We start from the raw sequence: 24,179 nt of genomic DNA on the forward strand, positions 1-24,179 counted from the left end.
TTGCTGCGCTTTTGTCGGCGCTTCTATCGGCGTTCGATGGTGAAGCGGGCGCCGGCAATGCCGAGGTCCCACCCCTTGCCCGTACCGGCCAAGGCCAGCGACACGTCGCCCTTGGTCACCACCTGCGCACTGCCGGACTTGTCGGCGCCTGCGTGCGCTTCCACCGAGGCGTAGGAGCCGATCAGGTCATTGAGCGAATAGGCGCCGGTGAAGTTGCCCTTGCCGTTGGTGACCGTCGACTTGCCCACGCTGAGGCCGCCACCCTTGACGCTGATCTTGACCGGAATGCGCGCCCCGTTGTCGCAGGTAATGGTGCCGCTGCCGGAGGCGGTCTTGTAGAACACCGACCATCCGGCCAGGCTGTAGTGCAGCTTGCAGTCGATGTTGCCGGCCGCCTGCGCGGCCGGAACCGCGCCCAGGCTGGCCAGCGCGATCAATGCCAGGAAACGCTTCTTCATTGCGGTGAGCTCATGCCGGTGGGTAAGGAGGCCGAATCTAGCTCATTTGGCGGACTCCTCGTCCAGGCGGCGGTTCATTGTTTCAGCGGTCAGCAAGGTAGACGCCAGCTTGCGCACGTCGCCGTCCGTCAGCAGCGTGTCGCGCGCCTTGGACACCGTCTTCAGGCTGGACTTGTCCGGCCGCGCGCCCATCGCATAGCGATAGAAGCCGCTGGCAAGGCACATCATCGCCTCCCGGTTGTCGGCGACGTGCTCGGCGATGCCGCGGACATCGTCGATATGGTCCACCCAGTTGCCACCGGAGGTGTCGATGAACGGTCCTGAGGCATCGATGGGCACCTCCTGGTCGGTGTAGCCCTCGTTGATGCCCAGCTCGGTGTCGCGCAGTTTCGCGAGCTGGTCGAAGTGCTCCATCGACGCGCCGGTGTCGTTGAAGAACTTGTGGCAGGTCCAGCAGGTGCCTTCCGATGCAGTCGGGCCGGTGTTGATATGCCACTTTTCGCGTTCGCCGATGGGCCGATCCGGGTACGGGTCCGGGTCGGGTCGGATCGCGTTGGACGCGAACGTCTGGCAGAAGAGGCTGTTGCGGATCACGAAGCCGCGCATCACCAGCGAGGTGGAGTGGTTGTTGGCGTACTTGACGGGGAACAGACCGGCGTTCAGCACGCCACCACGCCAGTGCGCCTGCTCGGCCGTCAGCGTGATCTTCTTCAGCGCGCTGCCGGTGACCCCGCCGATCGCATAATGGTTGGCCAGCGCCTCGTTGAGGTAGGTATAGCCCGGATTGAACGCCTCACGCACGGTACCGGAGCCTTCGCGGAAGTTGTCTTCCAGGGTCATCCGGAACTCGTCGCGCATCGCCGCGATCATCGGCGCATCCAGCCCGGGGCGCGGCGATACCGGAATGCCCGGGGCCAAGCCTGCGTAGAACGAAATGAACCGGGTCAGCTGTTGCGCCGCGCGCGGGTCGGCGAGCATGCCATCGACCACCGCCTGCACCTGCGCCTCCGTGTCCAGTTCGCCATTGCCTGCCTTGTCCAGCAGCGCCGCATCCGGCGTGGTGCCCAGCAGCGTAAACGACAACGCAGTGGCCCGCTCGTAGGGGGTCAGGGTGAACAGCGTGTCGTCCGCCTCCTTCGTCCCCATCTCCGAGCGATACAGGAAGTACGGTGAGGCCAGCATCGCCAGCGCCACGCCGCGCGCACCGCCCTCCGGCTCCCCGTACGCGGTTTCGTAGCGGGTCTTCTCGGTCGCGGACAGCGGGCGCCGGAACATCTCGCGCCCCAGGTTCGCCACGAAGTCGGCCGCCGTGCTGCCGAAGCGCGTGGCCAGCGCGGCCTCGTCGATCGCGCCGCCTACCTTCAACGAGGTGTCGTAGTACTTGCGCACGTCCTCGGCGGTGAAGGTGCTGGCAATGGCCTCGACCGGATAGATGAAGTCCGGGCCGTCGGCCTTGTTGTCCGGCAGGTCTTCCGGGTCCACCGTCACGCCCAGCACGTCATGCACCGCGTTCGCATACTCGGTGCGGGCCAGCATGCGCAGCTGGCGCGGGCCGGCCTGCGGACCGGGGTTGCTGTACTCGCGCCAGACCGTGTTCACCAGGTAATCGGAAATCTCCGACGCGCAGACGCCATCGCAGTGGGTGCCGTTGGCGGTCATGTTGGTGGTCATGCCGATGACCTTCTCCTTCAACGCATCGACGTTGTCCACCCAGCGCATCGCCTTGACCGGGTCGTTCCAGCTGGTGGCGGAGTGGCAGCCCACGCAGCCATTGGGGTCGTCCAGCAGCACCTGCTTGCCCAGGTCTTCCACCACCGTGTAGGCGGTGGTCCGGGTCATCGGCGCGGTGTCGTAGTCCACCTGGATGCGTTCGCGCATCGGCTCGGGATACGCCTTTTCGGTGTACGGGTAATGCACCACGTAATCGCCGTACTCCAGCGCCACCTTGGCTTCCCCGCCCCAGGCCACGTCCACCGGCACCCAGTTCTGGTTGCCCTTGCGCAGCTGCACCTGCCAGGTCTCGGCCAGCGCGCCGGCTGGTTTGGCAGGCGCCTGCAGGGTGAGCTCGACGTTGACCTCGGGCCGTTCGATGTAGGTGGCGGCCACCTCGGCGTCCGGCGCATCCGCTCCGAGCGTGGCATGCATCTCGCGCTTTTCAGGCACCCACTCGTCGAATGGCTTCCATTCAACCTTGTAGTCGCCGTGCGGCAGGCCGTTGAGCACCAGTTTCTTGCCCCAGGCCAGGCCGAAATCGCGGCGGTCCCCGTCCGGGCCGGTCAGGAAGCCGACCAGCTGCTGGTCGGCAAGGTCCGCCGAGGGCGCGACCGGCGCCCTCAGCGTCAGCGTGGTGGCTGGCAGTCCCTCGGTGACATAGGTGAGCTTGTAGATGTTGCCCGAGATGTCGTCGCTGACCAGCAACGAGCCGTCCGGCATCGGCAGGAACTCGACCGGGCTGCCGATGCACCCGTTTTCCTGCATGCAGCCGGAGGGGGTGGTCGGGCCAGTCCCGCGCCAGCCCTGGACCAGCGGAATGGAGGCTTCCACGGTGTCGCCTTCCAGCGTGAACACCGTGATGTTCATGCCCGGGCGTTCGTCGCTGCCCTTGCTGTGCACGGCGGCCAGCATGTACTGGCGGCCTCGCTGCGGCGCATAGGTTTTCCAGAAGCGGACACCCAGCGGCGCGAAGTTGCTGCCGAAGTCGAACGCGGGGGGCGAGAAGTGCAGCGTGTTGATGTCCGAAGGCGCCTTGTCGCTGAGGATCGCGCCCTGGGGAATCCGCAGCGCGTCCAGTTCTTCGCGGCGCTCCCACTCCGAGTCGGTGATGCCGATGGTGTCGCGGCCGAACACGTAGGGCGCCCCATGGTTGCGCGGCGCACGCATCAGGTTGGTCGTATTCAGTTCATCGGGATTGTCGAAGCCGTCCCGGTTATTGTCGCCCCACCAGAAAGTGCCCGTGGCCGTCTGCCAGTCCATGCCGACCGAGTTGCGCACGCCTCGCGCCAGCACTTCGGAGGCACCGGTAGCCGGGTTGACGCGCAGGAGGGTCCCGTAGCGCGGGTCTTTGACGGTCACGCAGACATTGCAGGGAATGCCCACGTTCGTATAGATCCACTCGTCGGTGGGGTCGAACGTGTTGAAGTGCAGCGAGTGCTTCTGGTGGTACCAGCGCCACGGAGGCACGTCCGGCATCGGGAACGCGGTGTCGTCGGCGGGGAATTTCCAGACCTCGGTGCCGATCAGCGCACCATTGCGGTACTTGCTGTCGATATCGTCGATGCGGCGCAGGCTGCCGCTGGTGGCGTAGTACAGCGTGCCCTTGCGATAGGCCACGCCATGCGGCTCCTCCAGCCCGGTACCGATCACATACGTGGCCGCCACGCCGGTCTTCTGCGCGTTCAACTCCAGCGCGTACAGCACCTGGGCACGGCGATTGGCGGTACTGCCCTCGCCCACCGGCACATCCGCCCAATGGGGAATGGCACTGCTGCCCACATACACCACGGTGCCCGCGTCGTTGAGCGCCATCTGCCGTGGTTGGTCCAGGCCCGAGGCGAACAGCTCGACCTTGATCCCCGGCAGCCCCTTCAGGCGGGCCACGTCCGGCAGCCGGCGGAAGCGCGGCTTGAATATGACGTTCTGCCCCGCCGGCTCGGTGATGCGGAGGATGCGGCCCGTATCCATCGGCGCGCCGGCGCTGTTACTGTCCAGGATCAGCACATAGTTGCACTGCTTCAGGTCCTCGACGACAACGGTCTGCCCCCAGCTACCCTGGATCGGGTGGACGTCCTCCCCGCACTGGAGCTTGCCGGTGATCTCACCGTTGGCTTCGCCACTGCCGTATTCGATACCGGCCGGTAGTTCCAGGGTAATTCGGTTTCCCTGCGGGTCGGGATCGGGATCGGGGGCCATGCAGGCGCCTAGGTGGTTCCAGGTTTCATGCCAGAACGGGTTCTGTCCATCCGGCTCGTAGGCCTCCTGGTTGCACCAGGCAGCTTCCGCGAAGCACTCATAACGCTGCCCCAGGTTCTGCACCGTGTCGCCAACGGCGTAACCGCTGTTGGGCGCCCACTGCGGGTCATCGCAGGCCATCCTGACCGAACCGGACCCGCCCTCCTCCCGGCGGCATCCACCCAACACGAGCGCGAACATCAGCGCCACCACCGCTATCCCGGCTTTCATCGGAGGTCCCCAATGTGTGAATTCGACCCCCGTTGAATTCATGCCGCATGCCGCACCCGCAGTCCGTCGAAGTGTTTACCGGACGCCGCTGAAGATGCCGCTGACCGGGGGTAGGCTGTAACCGGACTCCACCCCCATCGACTTCGCCACCGTCGTCCAGATGCGCTCCAGGCTCACGTGCTCGCCCAGCCAATCGGTCCGGTCGCCCTGGTCGCCAATATGGATGAAGCGACCGTTGTTGCTGTTGCCGACGTTCAGGCCATGCGACCTGGTGCCGCCGATCATCACCAGGGGCATGTCCAGGCTGGTCTCGGGACGGCCGTCGGACAGCTCGCTGGTGACAACCACCAGGGTGTGGTCCAGCAATGAATCCTCCGGTACATCCGGATCCTGGTGCCGGGCCAGATCCTCCAGCAGCGTCTTGAGTCGGTTGACGTACCACACCCGCGACTGCTGCCACATGATGCGCTTTTCATCCGGTCCGCTGCCGCGATTGTGGTGGGCGGCCTCGTGCGCATTGTCGGTAAACGTCGGGCCCGAACCGTCACCATACGGATCGAAATAGATCGCCTGGTTTTCCGAACTGGCACCGACCTGGAAGGTCGCTACCCGGGTCGCACCGCAGGCCAGTGCGGTCGCCAGCACGCTCGACGTGGCAGCCAGTACTTCCGCCCTGCGCTTGTGGTCGTCGAGCCACGACTCGTCGAACTCGGGCAGTGCGGGGTCGCAGCCGGGGCTTGGCTCCACCGGGCCGCTGTCCAGATCATTCTGCACCTGCTCGATGGCGTCCAGGTGCGACTCCAGCTTCTGCCGTTCGCGAGCTGTCATACCCTCCTTCAGCTCGCGCAGGTCGGCCAGGGCCGGGTCGAAGACGTGCTTGCCACCGCTGCGGCTGCGCCCAGCCTGGTCGGGGAACAAGCTCGCAAACAGGCGGTGCGGGTTGGCCTGCATGTCCCGGATCGCGGTCCCTGCGCCCGAGTAGGACACCCGGAACGTTGGGTTGTGCGTTATGTGGCCGCAGAACACGGCCTTCTGCGTGGCCGAGTAGTTCGACAGTTTCTGGCCGATGATGTGGTCGATACTGGCGTGCGCCTTGTTGTTGTCACGCAGGCAGGACATCCATCCGCTGTGCGCCTCGTAGTTGCAGGCCAGGGAGGTGCCACGGATGTAGAGCGACCGCGAGCGGTACGGCTCCAGCTCGCTGCTCAGCATCGCCAGCAGCGGGCCTTCCACGTCCAGCCCCAGCGAGCGATAACTGTTGTTGCCCACTTCGCCATCCCACGGATGCCAGATCTGACGGTCGTTCGGGTCGCTTGGCGCCCCCTGGTCCGGCGTGGAGTTGTTGAGATTCAGGGTGCCCAACCCATCGGCCAGGATCACGAACACCACCTTGGGCTTGCCGCCCTGCAGCGCACCCTTCAACTCGCGCCCGTCCACCGCCCAGCGGGCCAGCGATGCGCGGTTGAGGTAGTACGCCCCGGCACCCAGCGCGCCCAGTCCGCCAGCGGCAGCAAGCCCCAGCAGTAACCTGCGGCGGGAAAGTGAGATGCTCATCGGGCGTTCTCCTGCTCCACCCTGCAGGAATTGCCCACTGCGGTGTACAGGTACTCAAACGCCGACGGAATGGCCGCTGCGCAGGTCTTCATGGGAGGTCCCCAATGTGAATTCGACCCCCGTTGAATTCAAATTCCACTGGCCGTGGACGGGCGCAGTGGAATTGGCCGCAGGTTGCGCCCGGTCCTATTAAAACCGGGTGAAGTCAGCCCTGCAGGTTGGGACCGCCCAAGGTGAACGCATCGGCATCCAGCATCGCCGGGAAGCGTGCGCGGTGCGCGGCCAGTGCCGCCGCAGACACCGTGGTGGTCACCACCTGTTCGCTGCTGCGTACTTCCAGCTGCGGCTGGCCGAGAAAATCGATCACAGCGCTGTCGCCGTCGTACTGCAGTTCGTTGCCGTCCACGCCGACGCGATTCACCGCGGCCACGTAGCACAGGTTTTCAATCGCGCGTGCGCGCAGCAGCGTGCGCCACGGATACGCACGCGCCGAAGGCCAGTTGGCGACGAAGATCTGCAGGTCGAAATCCAGGTCGTCGGCGCGTTCGACGTTGTAGCGGTTGCGGCAGAACACCGGGAAGCGCAGGTCGTAGCAGACCAGCGGATTGATCCGCCAGCCCTTCCATTCCACGGTCAGGCGTTCGCTGCCGGCGGCGTAGCGCAGGTGCTCGTCGCCGTAACGGAACAGATGCCGCTTGTCGTAGTACTGCAGTTCGCCGTCCGGGGTCGCCCACAGCAGGCGGTTGTAAACGCCCTCGCCCACCCGCAGCTGCACGCTGCCGGTCACCGCCGCGCCCAGCCGCGCGGCCTGCTCACGGATCCAGGCCACGGTGGGGCCGTCCATGCCTTCGGCGCGGAAGATCGCGTCGTTGGAGAACCCGCTGGTAAAGGTTTCCGGCAGGATCACCACATCGGTCTGGCCGGCCAGCGGCGCCAGCAGCGCGCCGTAGTGTTCGCGGTTGCCTTCCGGGTCGTGCCAGCGCGTGTTGCCCTGGACCAGGGTGATGCGCAGGTCGGGGCGATCGGCGGCGCCCATCAAAGCACCTTCAGGCGTTCGATCGCCGCGTCCAGGGTGGCGTCGTTCTTGGCAAAGCACAGGCGCACGATGCGCTGGCCCTGCGGCGGCGTCTCATAGAACGGCGACAGCGGAATGGCGGCCACGCCCTTTTCCACGGTCAGCCACTTCACGAACTCGTGGTCCGGCAGGTCGCTGATGGCCGAGTAATCGACCAGCTGGAAGTAACCGCCCGGTACCGGCAGCGGCTTCAGGCGCGTGCCCAGCAGCTGCTCGCGGAAGCGGTCGCGCTTGGCCTGGTAGAACGCGCCCAGTTCCAGGTGGTGCTCCGGCTCGTCGCGGATCATCGCGGCGAACCCGTACTGGGCCGGGCCGAAGCTGGTGAAGGTGTTGTACTGGTGCACCTTGCGGAACTCGGCGCTCATCGCCGGCGGCGCCACCGCGTAGCCGATCTTCCAGCCGGTGCAGTGATACGTCTTGCCGAAGCTGGAAATGACAAAAGTGCGCTCGCGCAGCTCCGGATAGCGCAGCGCCGACTCGTGGCGGCGGCCGTCGTAGATGATGTGCTCGTACACTTCATCGGAAATCAGGTAGATGCCGGTGCCGCGCAGCAGGTCGATGATGGCCTGCATGTCGTCGGCGTCGAGCATCGCGCCGGACGGGTTGTGCGGGGTGTTGACCATCAGCAGGCGGGTCTTCGGGGTGATCGCCGCGCGCACGCGGTCCCAGTCGACACGGAAGCTCTGCGGGTCCAGCGGCACGTGCACGGCGCGCGCGCCGGCCAGGTCGATGGCCGGCTCGTAGCAGTCGTAGGCCGGGTCCAGCACGATCACTTCCTCGCCCGGGCGCACCACTGCGTGGATGGCGTTGAAGATCGCCTCGGTGGCGCCGCTGGTGACGGTGATTTCGGTGTCCGGGTCGACCTGCGCGCCGTACAGGTCCAGCGACTTCTGCGCGATGGCCTGGCGCAGCGGTGCCACCCCTGTCATCGGCGGGTACTGGTTCAGCCCGCCCTGCATGGCCTTGATGGTTTCATCGATGAGCCGCTGCGGCGCGGCGAAGTCCGGGAAGCCCTGGCCCAGGTTCACGGCGCCGTGCTCGGCGGCCAGCTGGGACATCACGGTGAAAATGGTGGTGCCCACCTTGGGCAGCTTGGTCTGGATGGTCATTCGGACAGTCTAAACCGTACACTGGCGGGCATGCTCAATTCCCCGAATACCCCACCGTTGCTGGTCGCCACCGGCCTCGCCTTCAGCCGCAACGATGAACCGGTGTTCGGGCCGCTCGACCTGCAGGTCGATGCGGGCGAGGCGCTGCTGGTGCAGGGCGACAACGGCGCCGGCAAAACCACCCTGCTGCGGGTGCTGGCCGGGCTGCTGCGGCCCGGCAGCGGACAGATCCAGATCGACGGACGCCCGGCCGGCCGTGCCGAGCGGGCCCGGTTCGTGGCCTACCTGAGCCACCTGCCCGGCCTGAAGCCGGACCTGGACACGCTGGAGAACCTGAACTTCCTGTGCGGCCTGCACGGTCGCCGCGCGCGCCAGATGCCGGGCAACGCGCTGGCCATCGTCGGCCTGGCCGGGTACGAAAACACCCTGGTACGGCAGCTGTCGGCGGGCCAGAAGCGACGGCTGGCGCTGGCCCGGATCTGGCTGTCGCCTGCCCCGCTGTGGCTGCTGGACGAGCCGTACGCCAACCTGGATTTGGATGGGATCAACCTGGTGAACCGGATGATTTCCGCGCACCTGCGCGGTGGTGGCGCGGCATTGGTGACCACCCATGGGGCCTATGCGGCGCCGCCGGTGCGGACGCGCTTGATCCAGCTGGAAGCGGCCGGGCAGAGCCCGGCGCAGCGGGAGGAAGCATGATCGCGCCAGGCACTCAACCCGGCCTCTGGCAGACCGCCAAGGCCCTGGCCGGGCGCGACCTGCGCCTGCTGTGGCGCCGCCGCGGCGATGCGCTGCAGCCGCTGCTGTTCGCGCTGCTGGTGGTGGTGCTGTTCGCGCTCGCCTTGGGCCGCGACCCGCCGTTGATGGCCAAGGTGGCCGCCGCCGTGCTGTGGCTGGCCGTGCTGCTGGCCGGGCAGCTGGCGCTGGACAGCCTGTTCCGCAGCGATGCCGAAGACGGCTCGCTGGAACAGTGGCTGCTGGCGCCGGTGCCGCTGGCCTGGCTGGTGCTGGTGCGGGTGCTGGTGCACTGGGCCACCACCGCCCTGCCGATGATCGTGGTGAGCCCACTTCTTGCCGAAATGCTGCATCTGCCACATGACCAATTGCCGATACTGCTGGCATCGTTGCTGCTCGGCACACCGCTGCTCAGCCTGATCGGCGGCGTGGTGGCGGGGCTGACGGTGAGCATCCGGCGCTCTGGTATTCTCGTTGCGCTGCTTGCGTTGCCGCTGTTCGTACCGGTGCTGGTGTTCGGTGCAGGCAGCGTGGCCGCCGCCGCACGCGGACAGGATCCGGTCGGCGCGCTGCTGCTGCTCGGTGCCGGGCTGGTAGTCGCGCTGGTGCTGGCCCCGTTGGCCACCGCCGCTGCGATACGGATTTCGTTGAGTTGAGTTGTGTCTGCCGGTTCTTAGCCCTCCGCTGGATAGCCATCGCCGCATGAATGCCCTCGTTCGCTGGTTCCACCAACTCGGTTCACCGCCTACCTTCGACCGTTTCGCCTCGCGCTGGTCCAGGGTGTTCTACATCGCCGCGATCCCGGTGCTGCTGATCGGCATGTGGCAGGGCCTGTGGGTGGTGCCGGCCGAGCAGAACCAGAACGACGCCTTCCGCATCATCTACATCCACGTGCCCAGCGCGTGGATGAGCCTGTTCGTATTCGCGCTGATGGCGCTGTATTCGGCCATCGCGCTGGTCTGGCGGATCAAGATCTGCGAGATCCTGGCGATGGCCTGCGCGCCAATGGGCGCCGGCTTCACCCTGATCACCCTGCTCACCGGCAGCATCTGGGGCAAAGGCACCTGGGGCACTTGGTGGGATTGGGACCCGCGCATGACCAGCGAACTGATCCTGCTGTTCCTGTACCTGGGCGTGATCGGCCTGTACCACGCCATTGAAGACCGCCGCAGCGCCGCGCGCGCCGCCGGACTGCTGGCCATCGTGGGCGTGGGCCTGCTGCCGATCATCCGCTACTCGGTGGACTGGTGGGGCGGCCTGCACCAGCGCCAGTCGATCAACGTGTTCGGCGACAACGCAGTGCGTTCGGAACTGATCGCGCCGCTGTGGTGGATGGTGGTGGCCACCAAGTTGTGGTTCGTCGGCTCACTGCTGGCCAAGGCCCGCGCCGACAACCTCAGCCGCGAGGCCGGCAAGGCCTGGGTGGCCGAACGCCTGGGCCCCGCCGAAGGCAGCGCACTGCAGGAGCCAAGCCGATGACCCATGTGCCCTTCCTGATCGCCGCCTACGCGGTGTTCGTGCTGGTCCTGGCCGCCGACCTGCTGGGTTCGCGGCTGCGCCTGCGTGCTGCCCGGAAACAGGCCCTGCAACGCCAGCAGCGGCAGCAGGCGCGCGACACCCGCAGCGCGGCCGCTCCGTTGAGCACGGAGCTGAGCCGATGACCCCGGTGCAACGGCGCCGGCTGGTGTGGGTGCTGCTGGTGCTGCTCGCCTCCGGGCTGGCCACCACGCTGGTCGCGTTCGCACTCCAGCGCAACATCGCCTACCTGTACACCCCTTCGGAAGTGCTGCGTGGCGAACACGGCACGCAGTCCAACTTCCGGCTCGGCGGCATGGTGGTCAAAGGCTCGTTCCAGCGCGCCGAAGGTTCGCTGGACGCGCACTTCGTGGTCACCGACGGCGACGCCACCCTGCCGGTGAGCACCTCGCGGATCCTGCCGGACATGTTCCGCGAAGACTCCGCCGTGGTGGCCATGGGCCGCCTGCAGGACGGCGTATTCGTCGCCGACGAAGTGCTGGCCAAGCACGACGAGAACTACATTCCCAAGGAAGTGGCCGACAAGATGGGCAAGGCGCACACCAAGCACGACGTGCCGATGCCTGCCGTGGAGACCCGCTGAGTGCTGCCGGAACTGGGGCAGGTCCTGTTGTTGTGCGCACTGCTGGCCGCCCTGCTGCAGGCGGTGCTGCCACTGTGGGGCGCGCAGCGTGGGCAGGCCGCGTGGATGGCGGTGGCCCGCCCGGCCGCATTCGCCCAACTGCTGCTGATCGCCGGCGCGTTCGTGCTGCTCACCGTCGCCTTCGTGCAGCAGGACTTCTCGGTGGCCTACGTGGCCGAAAATTCCAACAGCCTGCTGCCGCTGGCGTACCGCTATTCGGCGGTGTGGGGCGCGCACGAGGGCTCGCTGCTGCTGTGGGTGCTGGTGCTGGCGTTGTGGGGCGGCGCGGTCGCGCTGTGGTCCAAGCGCCTGCCCGACACCGTGCGTGCGCGCGTGCTCGGCGTGATGGGCGTCATCAGCCTGGGCTTCATCGCCTTCCTGTTCTTCACCTCCAACCCGTTCGCGCGCCTGCTGCCGGCGCCGCTGGAAGGCCGCGACCTCAACCCGCTGCTGCAGGACCCGGGGCTGATCATCCACCCGCCGATGCTGTACGTGGGGTACGTGGGCTTCGCGGTGCCATTCGCGTTCGCCATCGCCGCGCTGCTCGATGGCCGCGTGGATGCGCGCTGGCTGCGCTGGACCCGGCCGTGGACCAACGTGGCCTGGGGCTTCCTTACCCTCGGCATCGCATTGGGCAGCTGGTGGGCATATTACGAACTGGGCTGGGGCGGCTGGTGGTTCTGGGACCCGGTTGAGAACGCGAGCTTCATGCCGTGGCTCGCCGGCGCGGCATTGATCCATTCGCAGGCGGTCACCGAAAAACGCGGCAGCTTTGCCAGCTGGACCCTGCTGCTGGCCATCGCCGCATTCGCGCTCTCCCTGCTCGGCGCCTTCCTGGTGCGCTCGGGCGTGCTCACCAGCGTGCACTCGTTCGCGGCCGATCCCTCGCGCGGCGCTTTCATCCTCGTGTTCCTGGCCCTGGTGGTCGGCGCGGCGCTGCTGCTGTACGCGCTGCGCGCCGGGGCACTGGGCAGCGATGATCCGCGCAAAGGCTTCATGCCCACCTCGCGCGAGACCCTGCTGCTGGCCAACAACCTGCTGTTGGCCGGGGCCTGCGCGATGGTGCTGCTCGGCACCCTGTACCCGCTGCTGGCCGACGCGTTGGGGCTGGGCAAGGTCTCTGTCGGCCCGCCCTACTTCGGCACACTGTTCATCGTATTGATGGCGCCGCTGGTGGCGCTGCTGCCGTTCGGGCCGCTGGTCAACTGGCAGCGCGACCAGGCCTCGAAGCGGCTGGCGCTGCTCGCGCCGTGGGCCGTGTTTGCCCTGCTGCTCGGCGTGCTGGCCTGGTTCATGGCCCCGCAGGGCAAGCTGAAAGCCGCTGCCGGCGTTGCCGCTGCCGCGTGGGTTGCATTCGGCACCGCGCGTTTCGTGTGGACCCGCCTGCGCGGCAATGGTCGCTTCAATGCGGAAATGGTCGGCATGCTGCTCGCGCACACCGGCGTGGCCGTGTTCCTGGTCGGCGCACTGCTGGTGGAAGCGTTGAACGTGCAGCGCGAAGTCGCGCTGGCGCCCGGCCAGACCCTGGAAGTGAGCGGCTACACCCTGCGCTTTGAAGGAGTGGAACACCAGCAGGGCCCCAACTACGTGGCCGACCGTGGCCATGTGCGCGTGCTGCACGGCGGCCGCGAGCTGGCCCTGCTGCACCCGGAAAAGCGTGCGTATGCCAGCGGCGGCCAGGTGATGACCGAAGCCGGCATCCATGCGCGCGTGCGCGGCGACGTATACGTGGCGCTGGGCGAGCCACTGGGCAACAATGCCTGGGCCGTACGCGTGCATGTCAAACCGTTCGTGCGCTGGGTCTGGTTCGGTGCCCTGCTGATGGCACTGGGTGGCTTCGTCACCGCCGCCGACCGCCGTTTCCGTCGTTTCCAGGAGTAGTTCCGTGTCCGATCCCCGCACCGCCTCCCGCCCGCTGCCGCCCGTGGCCATCGTCATCGGCGTGCTGTTCTTCTTCGGGCTGCTCGGGTTGATGGTGTACGGGGTGATGAAGTCCGGCGCGCCGGACCGCGACATCCTGCCTTCGGCGTTGATCGGCAAGCCGGCTCCTGCCTTCGAACTGCCGGTGCTGCACGATCCCGGGATCAAGGTCAGCAGCAACGAATTGCGCGGCGCCCCGTACGTGCTCAACGTGTGGGGCAGCTGGTGCGCGGCCTGCCGCGAAGAACACCCGATCCTGACCCGCTTCGCCGAAACCAAGCGCGTGCGCGTGATCGGCTACAACTGGAAGGACGAACCGGCCGACGCGCTGCGCTGGCTGGAACAGCTGGGCAACCCGTTCGTGCTGGTGCTCAGCGACATCGAAGGCCGCACTGCGATCGACTGGGGCGTGACCGCCGCGCCGGAAACCTTCCTGGTCGACGCCAGCGGCGTGGTGCGCTGGAAGTACAGCGGCGCGCTGAGCCAGCGCGTGATCGATACGCAGTTGTTGCCGGAACTGGAGAAACTGGAAGGTGCCCATGCTCAGCCGCGTACGACCACGCCGCCTGCGGAGTGATTCCGGCGCCGCGTGCCGCACGACTCAGAGTCGTGCGCTACCGGTGTGGGCTATCGCATTTTTGTTGATGATGCCGCTGTTGGCGCTGGCGCAGGCGGTGTCCGACCCGACCCCGCTGCAGTACCGCGACGCCGCCGAGGAAGCGCGCTTCCATGCGCTGGCCGCCGAGCTGCGCTGCGTGCAGTGCCAGAACCAGTCGCTGGCCGACTCCAACGCGCAGATCGCGCACGACCTGCGCCGTGAAGTGCTGACGCTGATGCAGCAGGGCCGGAGCGACGCGGAGATCAAGCAGTTCCTGGTGGAGCGCTACGGCGAGTTCGTGCTGTACCGCCCGCTGATGGACACGCGCAACAGCGTGCTGTGGTTCGGCCCGCTGGTGCTGGTCCTGGCCGGCGCGGGCGTGCTGTTCTGGGTGGTGCGGCGACGCAGCCGCCAGGTGCAACCGATGGGCGACAGCGAGGAACGCTGGTGAGCGCGTGGATGCAGATGATTGCCGGGCTGTGCGCCGCGGTGGTGGCCATGGTGGTGCTGTGGCCGTTGCGCCGCAGCGGCCGACGTGGACCGTTCCTGGCCGCCGTGATTGCCCTTGGCGTGGCCGGGGTGGCGCTGTACATGCTGGTGGGCACGCCGAAGGCGATGGATGCCGTGGCCGAACCGGGCCCCGCCTCGCTGGAACAGGGCGTGCGCGAGCTGGAAGCCGCGTTGGCGCGCGAGCCGCAGCGTGCCGATGGCTGGGCCCTGCTGGGCCGCTCGGAACTCGCGCTGGGCAACATGGACAAGGCCAACCAGGCGTTCGCCCGTGCGGTGGGCCTGGCGCCGGACGAAGTGCCGCTGCTGGTGGAAGCCGCGCAGGCGCGTGCCCAGGCCGACCCGTCCAAGCGGTTCGACGACGTCGCCCTGCAGTGGCTGCGCCATGCCCAGCAGGTGGACCCCAACAGCGAGCGCGCCGGCTGGTTGATCGGCATCGCGCAGCGCCAGCGTGGGCAGGACGCGGAAGCGGCGGCGACATGGGAAGCGTTGTTGCCGCGCCTGGAGCCGGCTGCGGCGAACGCGTTGCGAGAGCAGATTGCCGTTGCGCGTGGCAAGGCGGGTGAGTCCCCTGCCCCGGTTTCGGCCGACCCCGGTGCCAAGGCGTTGAACATCTCGGTGACGCTGGGCAAAGGCATCGACAAGGCGACGTTGCCCGCCGACGCCACGGTGTTCGTCATCGCCCGCATGCCCAACGGCCCACCGATGCCGGTGGCGGTGCAGAAGCACCGCCTGGCCGACCTGCCGCTGCAGATCACCCTGGGCGACGGCGACAGCCCGATGCCGACGGCGAAACTATCGTCGCTGGAGGAGGTCGAGGTATTTGCCCGGATCTCGGCCAGCGGCCAGGCGAACCGTCAGGAGGGCGATATCGATTCGCCCGTGGTGCGGGTAAAGCTGCCACACAAAGACAAGGTAGAAATAGCCCTTTAGAGACACGCCACGCGTGTCCCACGTGATGCCACACACCCCAAGGCATTCGTTCACGCTTCGGTCCGCTGAAGCCGCCCTACCTGCTGGGGCAGCGCTTGGTTGAGGGCGCGGCGCCTTCCATCACAGTGCGCACGACCTCGTCTACCTCCCTCCAGGGGCGGATGGAGCTGGTCTGGTAGGTGTAGTCAACCGCGAGTCGCTCCTTTCGATATGCCACCCTGCATCGCTGGATCTCGCGAGTCTTGTCAAAACTGCTACAGGAGGCCTGGAACGGGAATTCGCCTGGCCGATACTGCAGGGAAGGTAATGCCGCGTAGTAGATGAAAAAGTTCATCCGCCCTCCCGGATCTCCTTCCAGTCTAACCACGCCATCTTTGGGCTGCTCAGTGCGTACGGTCCATTCGCGCTTGGCAAGATCAGTCCAGATGGGAGCATCGGATCGGTCGCAGTTCAGCAGGACGTCGATCTGCGGCCCCACTGCATCATCAAAGCAACCGTGCCGAAAAGGGTCGACACTAGAGATGGACAGGCTGACCGAGGCTGTATCCACCGACGGAATGGATTCCATGTACATCCTCAGACCGTTGGCAGTGATCTGGCGTCCGCTTGGCGTCGTGGGTCGCCCCCAGTCCATGCGGATCTTCTGGCCACAGTACGACAGGACACCGTTGACGAGCTCCCCGTCGTACTGCTGCTTGATTCTGGCCCGCAGCGCCTCCTTCCTGGCCATGTGGGTGCTGCACGCATGCCACAGAAAGGCGATGACGCCCAACAGGGCCACCGATAGAACGATCCTGGTCGTACGGTTCATCTTCCCTGCCTGTTGGCGTTCAATTTCGCTTGGCGCCGACTGGACACGCGTGACGTGTCCGTACGCGGGATGCCCCCTCACCCCCTGCTTGGGCCCGCGCTGCCGGATCGTAACGTGTCGCGCACCGGCGCGCCATGGCCGCCACCTGCGTGCCTGCACACACCATTCCACCCGCCCGTACGGCACCCCCACCCACCCCGGGTAGAATGCCCGCATGACCGAATTCATCCCGCCCGGCACCCGTTACCACGCCCTGCCCTCGCCGTTCGCGTTCAAGCGCGGCGGCGAACTGCATGGAGGCCACGTGGCCTTCGAAACCTGGGGCACACTCAACGCCGACGCCAGCAACGCCCTCCTGATCGTCACCGGCCTCTCGCCCGACGCGCATGCGGCCGCCAACGACGCCAACCCGGCGCCGGGCTGGTGGGAAGGCATGCTCGGCCCGGGCAAGGCGATCGATACCGAGCGCTGGTTCGTGGTGTGCGTGAACTCACTGGGCAGCTGCAAGGGCTCCACCGGGCCGGCCACGGTCAACCCGGCCACCGGCGAGCTGTACCGCCTGCAGTTCCCCGAGCTGTCCATCGAAGACGGCGCCCGCGCCGCCGTGGACGTGGTGCGCGCCCTCGGCATTACCCAGCTGGCCTGCGTGATCGGCAACTCCATGGGCGGCATGACCGCGCTGGCGGTACTGCTGTTGCACCCGGGTATCGCACGCAGCCACGTCAACATCTCCGGCAGCGCGCAGGCGTTGCCATTCTCCATTGCGATCCGCTCGCTGCAGCGCGAAGCGATCCGGCTGGACCCGCAGTGGAACGGCGGCCGTTACAGCGACGACCAGTATCCTGAGTCCGGCATGCGCATGGCGCGCAAACTCGGCGTCATCACCTATCGCTCCGCACTGGAATGGGACGGCCGCTTCGGCCGCGTGCGGCTGGATTCGGACCAGACCGACGACGATCCGTTCGGGCTGGAATTCCAGGTGGAAAGTTACCTGGAAGGCCATGCACGTCGCTTCGTGCGCTTCTTCGACCCCAACTGCTACCTGTACCTCAGCCGCTCGATGGACTGGTTCGACCTGGCCGAATACGCCGACGGCGACGTGATGGCCGGGCTGGCCACCATCAAGGTGGAGAAAGCGCTCGCCATCGGCGCCAACACCGACATCCTGTTCCCGGTGCAGCAACAGCAGCAGATCGCCGACGGCCTGCGTGCCGGCGGTGCCGACGCACAGTTCATCGGGTTGGATTCGCCGCAGGGGCACGACGCCTTCCTGGTCGATTTCGAGCGCTTCGGCCCCGCCGTGCGCACGTTCCTGGACGCGCTCTGAGCCATGCGCCAGCAAGGCAAGCTGAGCGAGTGGAATGACGCGCGCGGCTTCGGCTTCGTGCAGCCCAACGGCGGCGGCGAGCGCTGTTTCGTGCACATCCATGCATTCACGACGCGCGACCGGCGGCCTGCACTGGGCGACGTGATCACCTATGACGTGCAGCGCGATGCGAAAGGGCGCAACAATGCGGTGGGCGTGCGCTTTGCAGTGCAGCGCGATGGGGTCCGTGCGGGCAGCCGCGCGAGCACCCGCAATGCCGCAGGTCCGGATCGCCTGCCGCGCACGGCCATCGGGCTCCTGTTCCTCGCTGGCATCGGCATCGCCTCGTTTCTCGGCTATTGCCCAACGTGGCTGGCTGCACTTTATGCCGGTCTCAGTGCACTGACCTACTGGGTGTACTCGCTCGACAAGGTCTCGGCACAACGCGGCCTGGACCGCACGCCGGAGAAGATACTCCAGATGCTGGCGCTCTTCGGCGGCTGGCCTGGCGCGCTGATCGCGCAGGCAAGGCTTCGGCACAAGAATCGAAAGGTGTCGTTCCAGGTGATGTTCTGGATCGCTGTAGCGATGAATCTGGCCGCACTGTGGTGGGTGTGCAATCTTCGGTAGGGTCGCATCCCAATCGACCGCCGATACCTGATCCGCGTTCGGTTGTGGCATGAACGTCGGCGGGGAAAGCGTACTTCTCGACGCAGGTCATGCGTTACAGAACGTTGCACCGCTACCGGCAGTCGTTTGGGAACCGACCCTACCGGGATTGCGCGAGAGGTTGGTTTGTCGCGGCCAGAAACCCAGCGCTCAGGAGCCGTCGCTAGCCCCCAAAGTTTCTGTAGGAATAGCCCGCAGAATCCGCCAAAACATTTTTACACAGTATTTACAACCGTAGAATTACGGTAGCGCGAATCCAGGGAGGATTCGCGTGAGCCAGTCATCGTGCCCCAAAGCCGCCCTGAATGACGAGACCCGGCAATTTGCGCTGCTGGTCAACTCGGTTACCGACTACGCCATCTACATGCTGGACACGCGCGGCGTTATCCGCACCTGGAACCCGGGCGGCCAGCGCATCAAGGGCTACCAGGCCGACGAGGTGATCGGCACCAATTTCTCCAGGTTCTACCTGCCAGAAGAAGCCGCCGCAGGTGTGCCGCAACGCAACCTGCATACGGCTGCGGTGGACGGCCGATGCATCGAGGAAGGCTGGCGGTTGCGACAGGACGGCTCGCGCTTCCTGGCCAGCGTGGTGATCGACCCGATCTGGGATGACGGCGAATTGATTGGTTTCGCCAAAGTGACCCGAGACATTACCGAGAGACATAAGGCCCAGCAGCGCTTCGACAAACTGCAGGCCAACCTGCTGCAGGCGCAGAAAATGGAGGCCATCGGCAAGCTGACGCTGGGCCTGGCGCATGATTTCAATAACCTGCTGACCATCATCGTCAACTGCCTGGACCTGATCAGCACGCGGGTGAAGGACGGCGCGGTGGCCAAGCTGATCGAGACCGCAATGCGTGCGGCCGAGCGCGGTGCCCTCCTCTCGCGCCAGCTGCTGACCTTCGGGCGTGGGCAGACGCTGTCGCCGGAGCCGGTGAACCTTGCCGATGCGGTGCGGGACTGCGAGGAACTGCTGCAGCGCTCTGCCGGCGACCGGGTCAAGGTTGTGTTTTCCCTGCCCGACACGCTGCCGCAGATCTCGGTGGACAAGGCGCAGCTGGAAGCGGCAGTGCTCAACCTGGTCTGCAACAGCCGCGATGCGATGCCAAATGGCGGCACCATCACCATCTCGGCGAGCGCGAAGCGTACGCACGATCCGGCGGCTGATGCGCAGGCCGCTGCCCCGCATGTGTGCCTGAGCGTGGAGGACGATGGTGAAGGCATTCCGGTGGCCGACCAGGCCCGGGTGTTCGAGCCGTTCTTCACCACCAAGTCAGTGGGCCGCGGCAGTGGGCTGGGGCTGAGCCAGGTGTTCGGGTTCACCACCCAGTCTGGCGGTTTCCCGCAGTTGAGCAGCGTGCCGGGGCAAGGTACACGGGTTGCGCTCTGCTTCCCGGTGGACGGGGGATGACATGGCGATCAATCTGCTGTTCGTGGATGACGAAGAAGACCTGCGCAAGATCATGTCCGAAGCGTTGTCGCTGCACGGCTTCGCCGTCACCACGGCCAGTGACGGGCACGAAGCGCTTGCCGAGCTGCGCGGTCCGACCCGATACGCGGTGGTGTTGACCGATGTCAGCATGCCCGGGGATATCTCGGGCCTGCAGGTGGCTGCTGAAGCGACCGCCCTGCAGCCCCATGCGCGCGTGCTGGTGCTGTCGGGCCTGCAGCGCTCGCAGCTGCCGCCCATACCGCCGTCGGTCGAGTACGTCTCCAAACCCTACCGGCTGAGCAACCTGGTGGAGTTCATCCACAAACAGTTGGGCTGAACGGAGAGCGGCCGGGCAGAGCCCGGCGCTACGCTGCGTGCCGGGCAGAGTAGTCGGACGCAGTCCCGGCATCAAGATGCCTGCAGGCGCTCGCGCTCGAGGCGTGCGAGCTGCAGGCGGCCCATCTTGCGGACCTTGGGCACGTCCGCCTTCGGCGGTTCCAGCAGGGTGAGCATGACGCAGCCGCGTTTGACGTGGACCTTCAGGCGCGCGCCTACGTCCAGGCCGGCGGCGGAGAGCCACAGGCCGCGCAGTTTGATGCAGGGAATGGGGTCTTCGCCGAGTTCTTCCCGGCTGCCGGGGTAACCCATGGCTTCCACCCGCACCTTGGCGGGTTGGTGGATGTAGAACTTGCGGCGCGGCGGTTCGGTGGATTCGACTTCAGGCAATGTGTGTTGCATGTTGGACCTCCGATGGAAGTCTCCTTCACCGGTTGGTGAGGGAGTCGGGAGACTGAGAACCGTAAAGAGAAGCAGAAACGGCGCGACGTATTTCCGCAGGGGTGTTGTATTTCGCCACCCTCCCGACATGGAACGTCCAACGTGCTACTTCTCTTTGGAGTTTCTCAGGCTCCCGAACACAACATGCGGAATTGTGGCAGGGAGTGGAAGTTGATTGTTTCTTTCGATTCGGAAGCTTTGATGGGCGTGGTCTATGGTGCGTCGCAATTGGCGCGGGTTGCGTGAGAACGGCTTCGTTTGGGTTTACGTGGGACACGCATGGCGTGTCGCTACCGGTGCAGCGCCCGGGTCTTGCCGTGTCGTTCGCGTCATCCCACCTCGCGCGACCCGCGTAGCGACACGCCATGCGTGTCCCACGCACTGCCGGCAACGCTACGCCAACCCCAACCCACCCTCATGCAACCGGTAACTCCGATGCACGATCCCGTCGGGCAATACGTCATGCGTAATCATCACCAGACTGCGGCCACCCAACGCCGCGACCATGTCCTGCAACAACGCATGCGCGGTATCGACATCCAACCCTTCGGTGGGCTCATCCAGCAATAGGATCGGTGACCCGCGCAACAACGCGCGCGCCAGCGCCAGCCGTCGCGCCTGACCGGCCGACATGGTGGCCCCGTTCTCGCCCACCCAGGCCTGCAGCCCACCCAGCCGTTCCGCCCAGGCCTGCAGACGCACATCCGCCAGCACCTGCCAAAGCCGGTCGTCGCTGGCCTGCGCGTCGCCCAGCCGCAGGTTGTCGGCAATGCTGCCTGCGAACACCGGTGCGTTCTGCGGCAACCATGCAATCTGCCGGTGCCAGTCGGCCTGCGCCAGGCTGCGGATGTCCTGCCCGCCGTACAGCACGCGGCCGGCGTCCGGGTCCCACAACCGCAGCAGCAACGACGACAGCGTGGTTTTACCGCTGCCGCTGTCACCCCGAATCGCGATGCGCTCGCCCGGTTCGAGCCGCAGCTCCACGCCGTCCAGCAGCGCGCGCGCCTGCCCCGGCCAGCGGAAGCCCACCTGCTCGAACGCCAACGTTGCCGGCTGCACCGGCACCGCCACCGGCGCCTCGGCGTCGGCCACGCCCGCAGGCTGGTCGACAATGGCCTCCAGCCGTGCGGCGGCCACGCGCCCGGACAACCAGGACTGCCACGCCAACCCGATGCCGGCCCACAGTTCGATCAACGCGACGGTAAGGAACACCAGCGCCGCCGCCAGCGCGGCGTCGATGGCGCCCCGCTCGAAGCCCTCCAGCGCGACCCACAGCATGCCGACCAGGCCAAGCCCGGCGCATACCCCGTGCAGCGCGTTGCCGGCCACCAGCCGCCAGCGGCGGCGGCGGTCGCGCGCGCGCAGCTGCTTGGCCGCTACCAGCACGCGCAGGTTCCAGTCTTCGCGGGCCTGCAGTGCGGTGAGGTCCGCCGCGCCTTCCAGCCCTTCGAAGGACTGCGCCCGCAGCTGCGCGCGATGCAGCGCGCGGTCGCGCTCGTGCGCGCCGGCGCCACGCACCGTCAGCCACGGCACGCCTACGCCGATCACCATCGCCAGCACGGCCAGCAGCAGCGCGGCAGGCGGGTAGATGAGCCAGGATGAGATCACCGCCACCAGCGAAACCCCACCCAACGCCAGCAGCGGGCCGATGGCGCGCACCAGCAGGCCGTCCACTTCGCCGATGTCCGACATCAACCGGGCCAGCAGTTCACCGGTCCGCACCCCCGCCAACCGTGCAGGGGCCAGCGGCAGCGCGCGGCGGAAGAACCACACGCGCAGGTCGCGCGCGATGCGCAGGGTGACGTCGTGGCCGACCAGTTTTTCGAAATAGCGCGAGACGATGCGCGCCATGGTCAGGCCCCGGATGCCGGCCGAGGGCGAGAAGAAATTGAAGCCACTGCCCAGCCCGGCCGCACCGGCCAGCGCAGCAGCGGTGAGGAAGCCACCGGACAGGCCGAGCAGCGCGGTGCCCGCCAGCATGGTGGTCCACAGCAGCAGCACGGTCAGCAGCAGGCGGCCGCGATGGCGGGTGAACACCTGTTTCAGGGAGTCGTCGCGCACGTCGTTCATGCCGGCTCCTCGGTGACCTGCGCGCGCCCGGCGGCGGTCAGCACCAGCCGCGTGTCGGCCCAGCGCATCGCGGCTTCGCTGTGGGTGGCGATCACCACCGCGCGGTCGCGCGCGAACGCGGCCAGGGTCTGCAGCAGTGCGGCCTCTGTCTCGGGATCGAGAAACGCAGTCGGCTCATCCAGCAGCAACAGCTGCGGGTCGCGCAGCAGCAGGCGGGCCAGACCGATGCGGCGTGCTTCACCGCCGGAGAGGCCGAAGCCACGCTCGCCGATCACCGTGTCCAGGCCCTGCGGCAGCTGCGCGGCGAAGCGCATCACCTGCGCCGCTTCGGCCACTGCGCGTAGGCGCGCGTCGCTTACGCCGGGATCGGCCAGGCGCAGGTTGTCGGCGATGGTGCCGTGGAACAAGTACGGGCGCTGCCCGGCGTAGCCCACCTCCAGTCCCGGGCGCAGCACGATGCTGCCCGAGCGCGGCGGCAACCAGCCGGCCAGCGCTTCCAGCAGGGTGCTCTTGCCACTGCCACTGGGGCCAATCAACGCCAGCCGCTGGCCGGCCTCGATCTGGAACGAGAGCTGCTGCACCACGTCGTGGTCGGCGCCCAGCGGGCGCAGCACCAGGTCACGCACCACTACCGGCGGGGCGTGCTGCTCCAGCAGTTCGGGCGTGCGCAGCGGTGCAGACACAGCGTCGGCCGCGTCGCCCTGCTCCGGCAGCTCGCCCAGCAGGCGCTCCACCTCGGCTGCGGCGGCCAGTGCGTTGGCGCGGTCGTGGTAATGCGCGGCCAGACGCCGCAGCGGAGCGTAGAACTCCGGCGCCAGCAGCAGGCAGAACATGCCCGCGCCCAGCGTGGGCACTGCCGCATGCAGCGACATCAGGCCCAGGTAGCTCAGGCCCAGGTACAGCGCGACCATCGCCACGCTGACCGAGGCGAAGAACTCCAGCACGGTGGACGACAGGAAGGCGATGCGCAGCACCTTCATGGTGCGCTCGCGCACGCCTTCGGCCGCAGCAGCCACGCCCTCCAGCTCGGCCTCGCCCCGCCCGTACAGGCGCAGCAGGCCCAGGCCCTTGATGCGGTCGGCGAAGTGCCCGCTCATGCGCGCCAGTTCGCCCAGCTGGGCGCGCCCGGCCGCTTCCGCGCCCCAGCCGACCAGCATCATGAAGAACGGCACCAGCGGCGCGGTGAACAGCAGGATCAGCGCCACCACCCAGTCCACGTAGGCCACCGCCAGCAGGATCAGCAGCGGTACCACGACCACTTCGATGCGCACCGGCTGGTAGCCGGCGTAGTAGCTCTCCACCGCGTCGGCATGGGCCAGCATCAGCTCGCCGAGCTCGCCGCTGCGCTGCTGGCGCAGCCACAACGGGCCCCGCCCCAGCAGGCGGCGATAGACCCGTTCGCGCAGGGCCAGCCGGGCGGTGTCGGCCACATCGCCTGCGGCCGCTTGGGTAAAACTACTGAGCAACGCGCGCACGATCAGTATTAGCATGAGTGCCAGCAGCACCCCGGTGGCCTCGGCCAGCGGGCGGCGGGCCACCAGCACGGTCTGGATGAGCCAGGCAATGGCGGCCGCCTGCCCGATCAGCAGGGCGCCGGAACTGCAGATGGACAGCGCGGCCAGGCGCTGGCGACCACGGGCGCCGAGGGCCAGGCTGTCCAGCCAGCGCAGGCGCTGGCGGCGCAGGTCGGGGGTTTCAACGGCAGGCACGTCCGGGGGCTGGCTCAAGAGGATCACTGGCGCCACAGAAGAGATGCCCGACATTGTAATGGCTGCCGGCGTACCCTTCGGGTGCGGCGCACGGTCGCAGGGGAATGAGCCCGTACGATGCCGTCCACAACCGTCGCATACATTGATCTGAATCAAGGCTGTTTGAAGTTGCAGGT

The 24,179-nt window shown here is 67.1% G+C and carries 22 protein-coding genes; 13 read left to right on the forward strand and 9 right to left on the reverse strand.

Annotated elements, in window-relative coordinates; all coding sequences use genetic code 11:
- Positions 1-23 precede the first annotated feature (23 nt).
- From HGB51_RS04110 to HGB51_RS04130, 5 genes are all read right to left on the reverse strand, one after another.
- On the reverse strand, positions 24-458 hold the full coding sequence (locus tag HGB51_RS04110) for a hypothetical protein (RefSeq protein WP_070208428.1): 435 nt from the start codon (positions 456-458) through the stop codon (positions 24-26).
- Positions 459-500: 42 nt separating this feature from the next.
- Positions 501-4,637: a DUF1592 domain-containing protein gene (locus HGB51_RS04115; protein WP_171966734.1), complete on the reverse strand. Its 4,137-nt coding sequence runs from the start codon at positions 4,635-4,637 to the stop codon at positions 501-503.
- 75 nt (positions 4,638-4,712) lie between these two features.
- Positions 4,713-6,191 (reverse strand): DUF1552 domain-containing protein, encoded by a 1,479-nt coding sequence (locus tag HGB51_RS04120; RefSeq protein ID WP_070208426.1) that lies wholly within the window; start codon positions 6,189-6,191, stop codon positions 4,713-4,715.
- A gap of 205 nt (positions 6,192-6,396) precedes the next feature.
- On the reverse strand, positions 6,397-7,227 hold the full coding sequence (locus HGB51_RS04125) for an amidohydrolase (protein WP_070208425.1): 831 nt from the start codon (positions 7,225-7,227) through the stop codon (positions 6,397-6,399).
- Positions 7,227-8,375, reverse strand: coding sequence for a pyridoxal phosphate-dependent aminotransferase (locus tag HGB51_RS04130; protein ID WP_070208424.1), 1,149 nt, complete (start codon positions 8,373-8,375; stop codon positions 7,227-7,229). Before HGB51_RS04130 ends, HGB51_RS04125 begins: the two co-directional genes overlap by 1 nt.
- Positions 8,376-8,405: 30 nt before the next feature.
- Here HGB51_RS04130 and ccmA point away from each other — a divergent pair, with 30 nt between their 5' ends.
- The 9 genes from ccmA to HGB51_RS04175 all read left to right on the forward strand — a co-directional run bounded on the left by ccmA (position 8,406) and on the right by HGB51_RS04175 (position 15,226).
- The gene (gene ccmA / locus HGB51_RS04135) at positions 8,406-9,074 is read left to right on the forward strand and encodes a heme ABC exporter ATP-binding protein CcmA (RefSeq protein WP_070208423.1); all 669 of its coding nucleotides are present in this window, start codon (positions 8,406-8,408) and stop codon (positions 9,072-9,074) included.
- Positions 9,071-9,766 carry a heme exporter protein CcmB gene (gene ccmB / locus HGB51_RS04140; RefSeq protein WP_070208422.1) on the forward strand — a complete coding sequence of 232 codons (696 nt, stop codon included), beginning with the start codon at positions 9,071-9,073 and terminating at the stop codon, positions 9,764-9,766. Before ccmA ends, ccmB begins: the two co-directional genes overlap by 4 nt.
- A 46-nt stretch (positions 9,767-9,812) precedes the next feature.
- The gene (gene ccmC, locus HGB51_RS04145; RefSeq protein ID WP_070208421.1) at positions 9,813-10,589 is read left to right on the forward strand and encodes a heme ABC transporter permease CcmC; all 777 of its coding nucleotides are present in this window, start codon (positions 9,813-9,815) and stop codon (positions 10,587-10,589) included.
- Positions 10,586-10,771, forward strand: coding sequence for a heme exporter protein CcmD (gene ccmD, locus HGB51_RS04150; protein ID WP_070208420.1), 186 nt, complete (start codon positions 10,586-10,588; stop codon positions 10,769-10,771). The genes ccmC and ccmD overlap by 4 nt, the downstream gene beginning before the upstream one ends.
- Positions 10,768-11,229 carry a cytochrome c maturation protein CcmE gene (ccmE, locus tag HGB51_RS04155; protein ID WP_070208419.1) on the forward strand — a complete coding sequence of 154 codons (462 nt, stop codon included), beginning with the start codon at positions 10,768-10,770 and terminating at the stop codon, positions 11,227-11,229. Before ccmD ends, ccmE begins: the two co-directional genes overlap by 4 nt.
- Complete coding sequence (locus HGB51_RS04160; protein WP_070208418.1) at positions 11,230-13,149, forward strand: heme lyase CcmF/NrfE family subunit; 1,920 nt, start codon at positions 11,230-11,232, stop codon at positions 13,147-13,149.
- 34 nt (positions 13,150-13,183) lie between these two features.
- Positions 13,184-13,765: a DsbE family thiol:disulfide interchange protein gene (locus HGB51_RS04165; RefSeq protein ID WP_216666769.1), complete on the forward strand. Its 582-nt coding sequence runs from the start codon at positions 13,184-13,186 to the stop codon at positions 13,763-13,765.
- A gap of 67 nt (positions 13,766-13,832) precedes the next feature.
- The gene (locus HGB51_RS04170; RefSeq protein WP_070208416.1) at positions 13,833-14,237 is read left to right on the forward strand and encodes a cytochrome c-type biogenesis protein; all 405 of its coding nucleotides are present in this window, start codon (positions 13,833-13,835) and stop codon (positions 14,235-14,237) included.
- Positions 14,231-15,226, forward strand: coding sequence for a tetratricopeptide repeat protein (locus HGB51_RS04175; protein ID WP_070208430.1), 996 nt, complete (start codon positions 14,231-14,233; stop codon positions 15,224-15,226). The genes HGB51_RS04170 and HGB51_RS04175 overlap by 7 nt, the downstream gene beginning before the upstream one ends.
- A 76-nt stretch (positions 15,227-15,302) precedes the next feature.
- Here HGB51_RS04175 and HGB51_RS04180 read toward each other — a convergent pair whose 3' ends face one another.
- Entirely contained in the window at positions 15,303-16,037 is a 735-nt protein-coding gene (locus HGB51_RS04180; protein WP_141739168.1) for a hypothetical protein, read from the reverse strand.
- Between the two features lie 214 nt (positions 16,038-16,251).
- Between HGB51_RS04180 and metX the strand changes: the two genes are divergently transcribed.
- The 4 genes from metX (at position 16,252) to HGB51_RS04200 (ending at position 19,784) form a co-directional block, all read left to right on the forward strand.
- On the forward strand, positions 16,252-17,364 hold the full coding sequence (gene metX / locus HGB51_RS04185; protein ID WP_070208414.1) for a homoserine O-acetyltransferase MetX: 1,113 nt from the start codon (positions 16,252-16,254) through the stop codon (positions 17,362-17,364).
- A 3-nt stretch (positions 17,365-17,367) separates the two neighbouring features.
- On the forward strand, positions 17,368-17,973 hold the full coding sequence (locus HGB51_RS20245; RefSeq protein ID WP_070208413.1) for a DUF1294 domain-containing protein: 606 nt from the start codon (positions 17,368-17,370) through the stop codon (positions 17,971-17,973).
- Positions 17,974-18,283: 310 nt separating this feature from the next.
- On the forward strand, positions 18,284-19,426 hold the full coding sequence (locus HGB51_RS04195; protein WP_070208412.1) for a two-component system sensor histidine kinase NtrB: 1,143 nt from the start codon (positions 18,284-18,286) through the stop codon (positions 19,424-19,426).
- A 1-nt stretch (position 19,427) separates the two neighbouring features.
- Positions 19,428-19,784 (forward strand): response regulator, encoded by a 357-nt coding sequence (locus tag HGB51_RS04200; RefSeq protein WP_070208411.1) that lies wholly within the window; start codon positions 19,428-19,430, stop codon positions 19,782-19,784.
- A gap of 71 nt (positions 19,785-19,855) precedes the next feature.
- Here HGB51_RS04200 and HGB51_RS04205 read toward each other — a convergent pair whose 3' ends face one another.
- The 3 genes from HGB51_RS04205 to cydD all read right to left on the reverse strand — a co-directional run bounded on the left by HGB51_RS04205 (position 19,856) and on the right by cydD (position 24,057).
- Positions 19,856-20,185, reverse strand: a complete 330-nt coding sequence (locus tag HGB51_RS04205; RefSeq protein WP_171966735.1) for a SymE family type I addiction module toxin — start codon at positions 20,183-20,185, stop codon at positions 19,856-19,858.
- 432 nt (positions 20,186-20,617) lie between these two features.
- Positions 20,618-22,294 carry a thiol reductant ABC exporter subunit CydC gene (cydC, locus tag HGB51_RS04210; protein WP_070208409.1) on the reverse strand — a complete coding sequence of 559 codons (1,677 nt, stop codon included), beginning with the start codon at positions 22,292-22,294 and terminating at the stop codon, positions 20,618-20,620.
- A complete protein-coding gene (cydD, locus tag HGB51_RS04215) occupies positions 22,291-24,057 on the reverse strand; it encodes a thiol reductant ABC exporter subunit CydD (protein ID WP_084739029.1) in 1,767 nt (588 codons plus the stop codon). The genes cydC and cydD overlap by 4 nt, the downstream gene beginning before the upstream one ends.
- Between the last annotated feature and the right edge of the window lie 122 nt (positions 24,058-24,179).

The organism is Stenotrophomonas bentonitica (assembly GCF_013185915.1).
Classification (GTDB): Bacteria; Pseudomonadota; Gammaproteobacteria; order Xanthomonadales; family Xanthomonadaceae; genus Stenotrophomonas; species Stenotrophomonas bentonitica.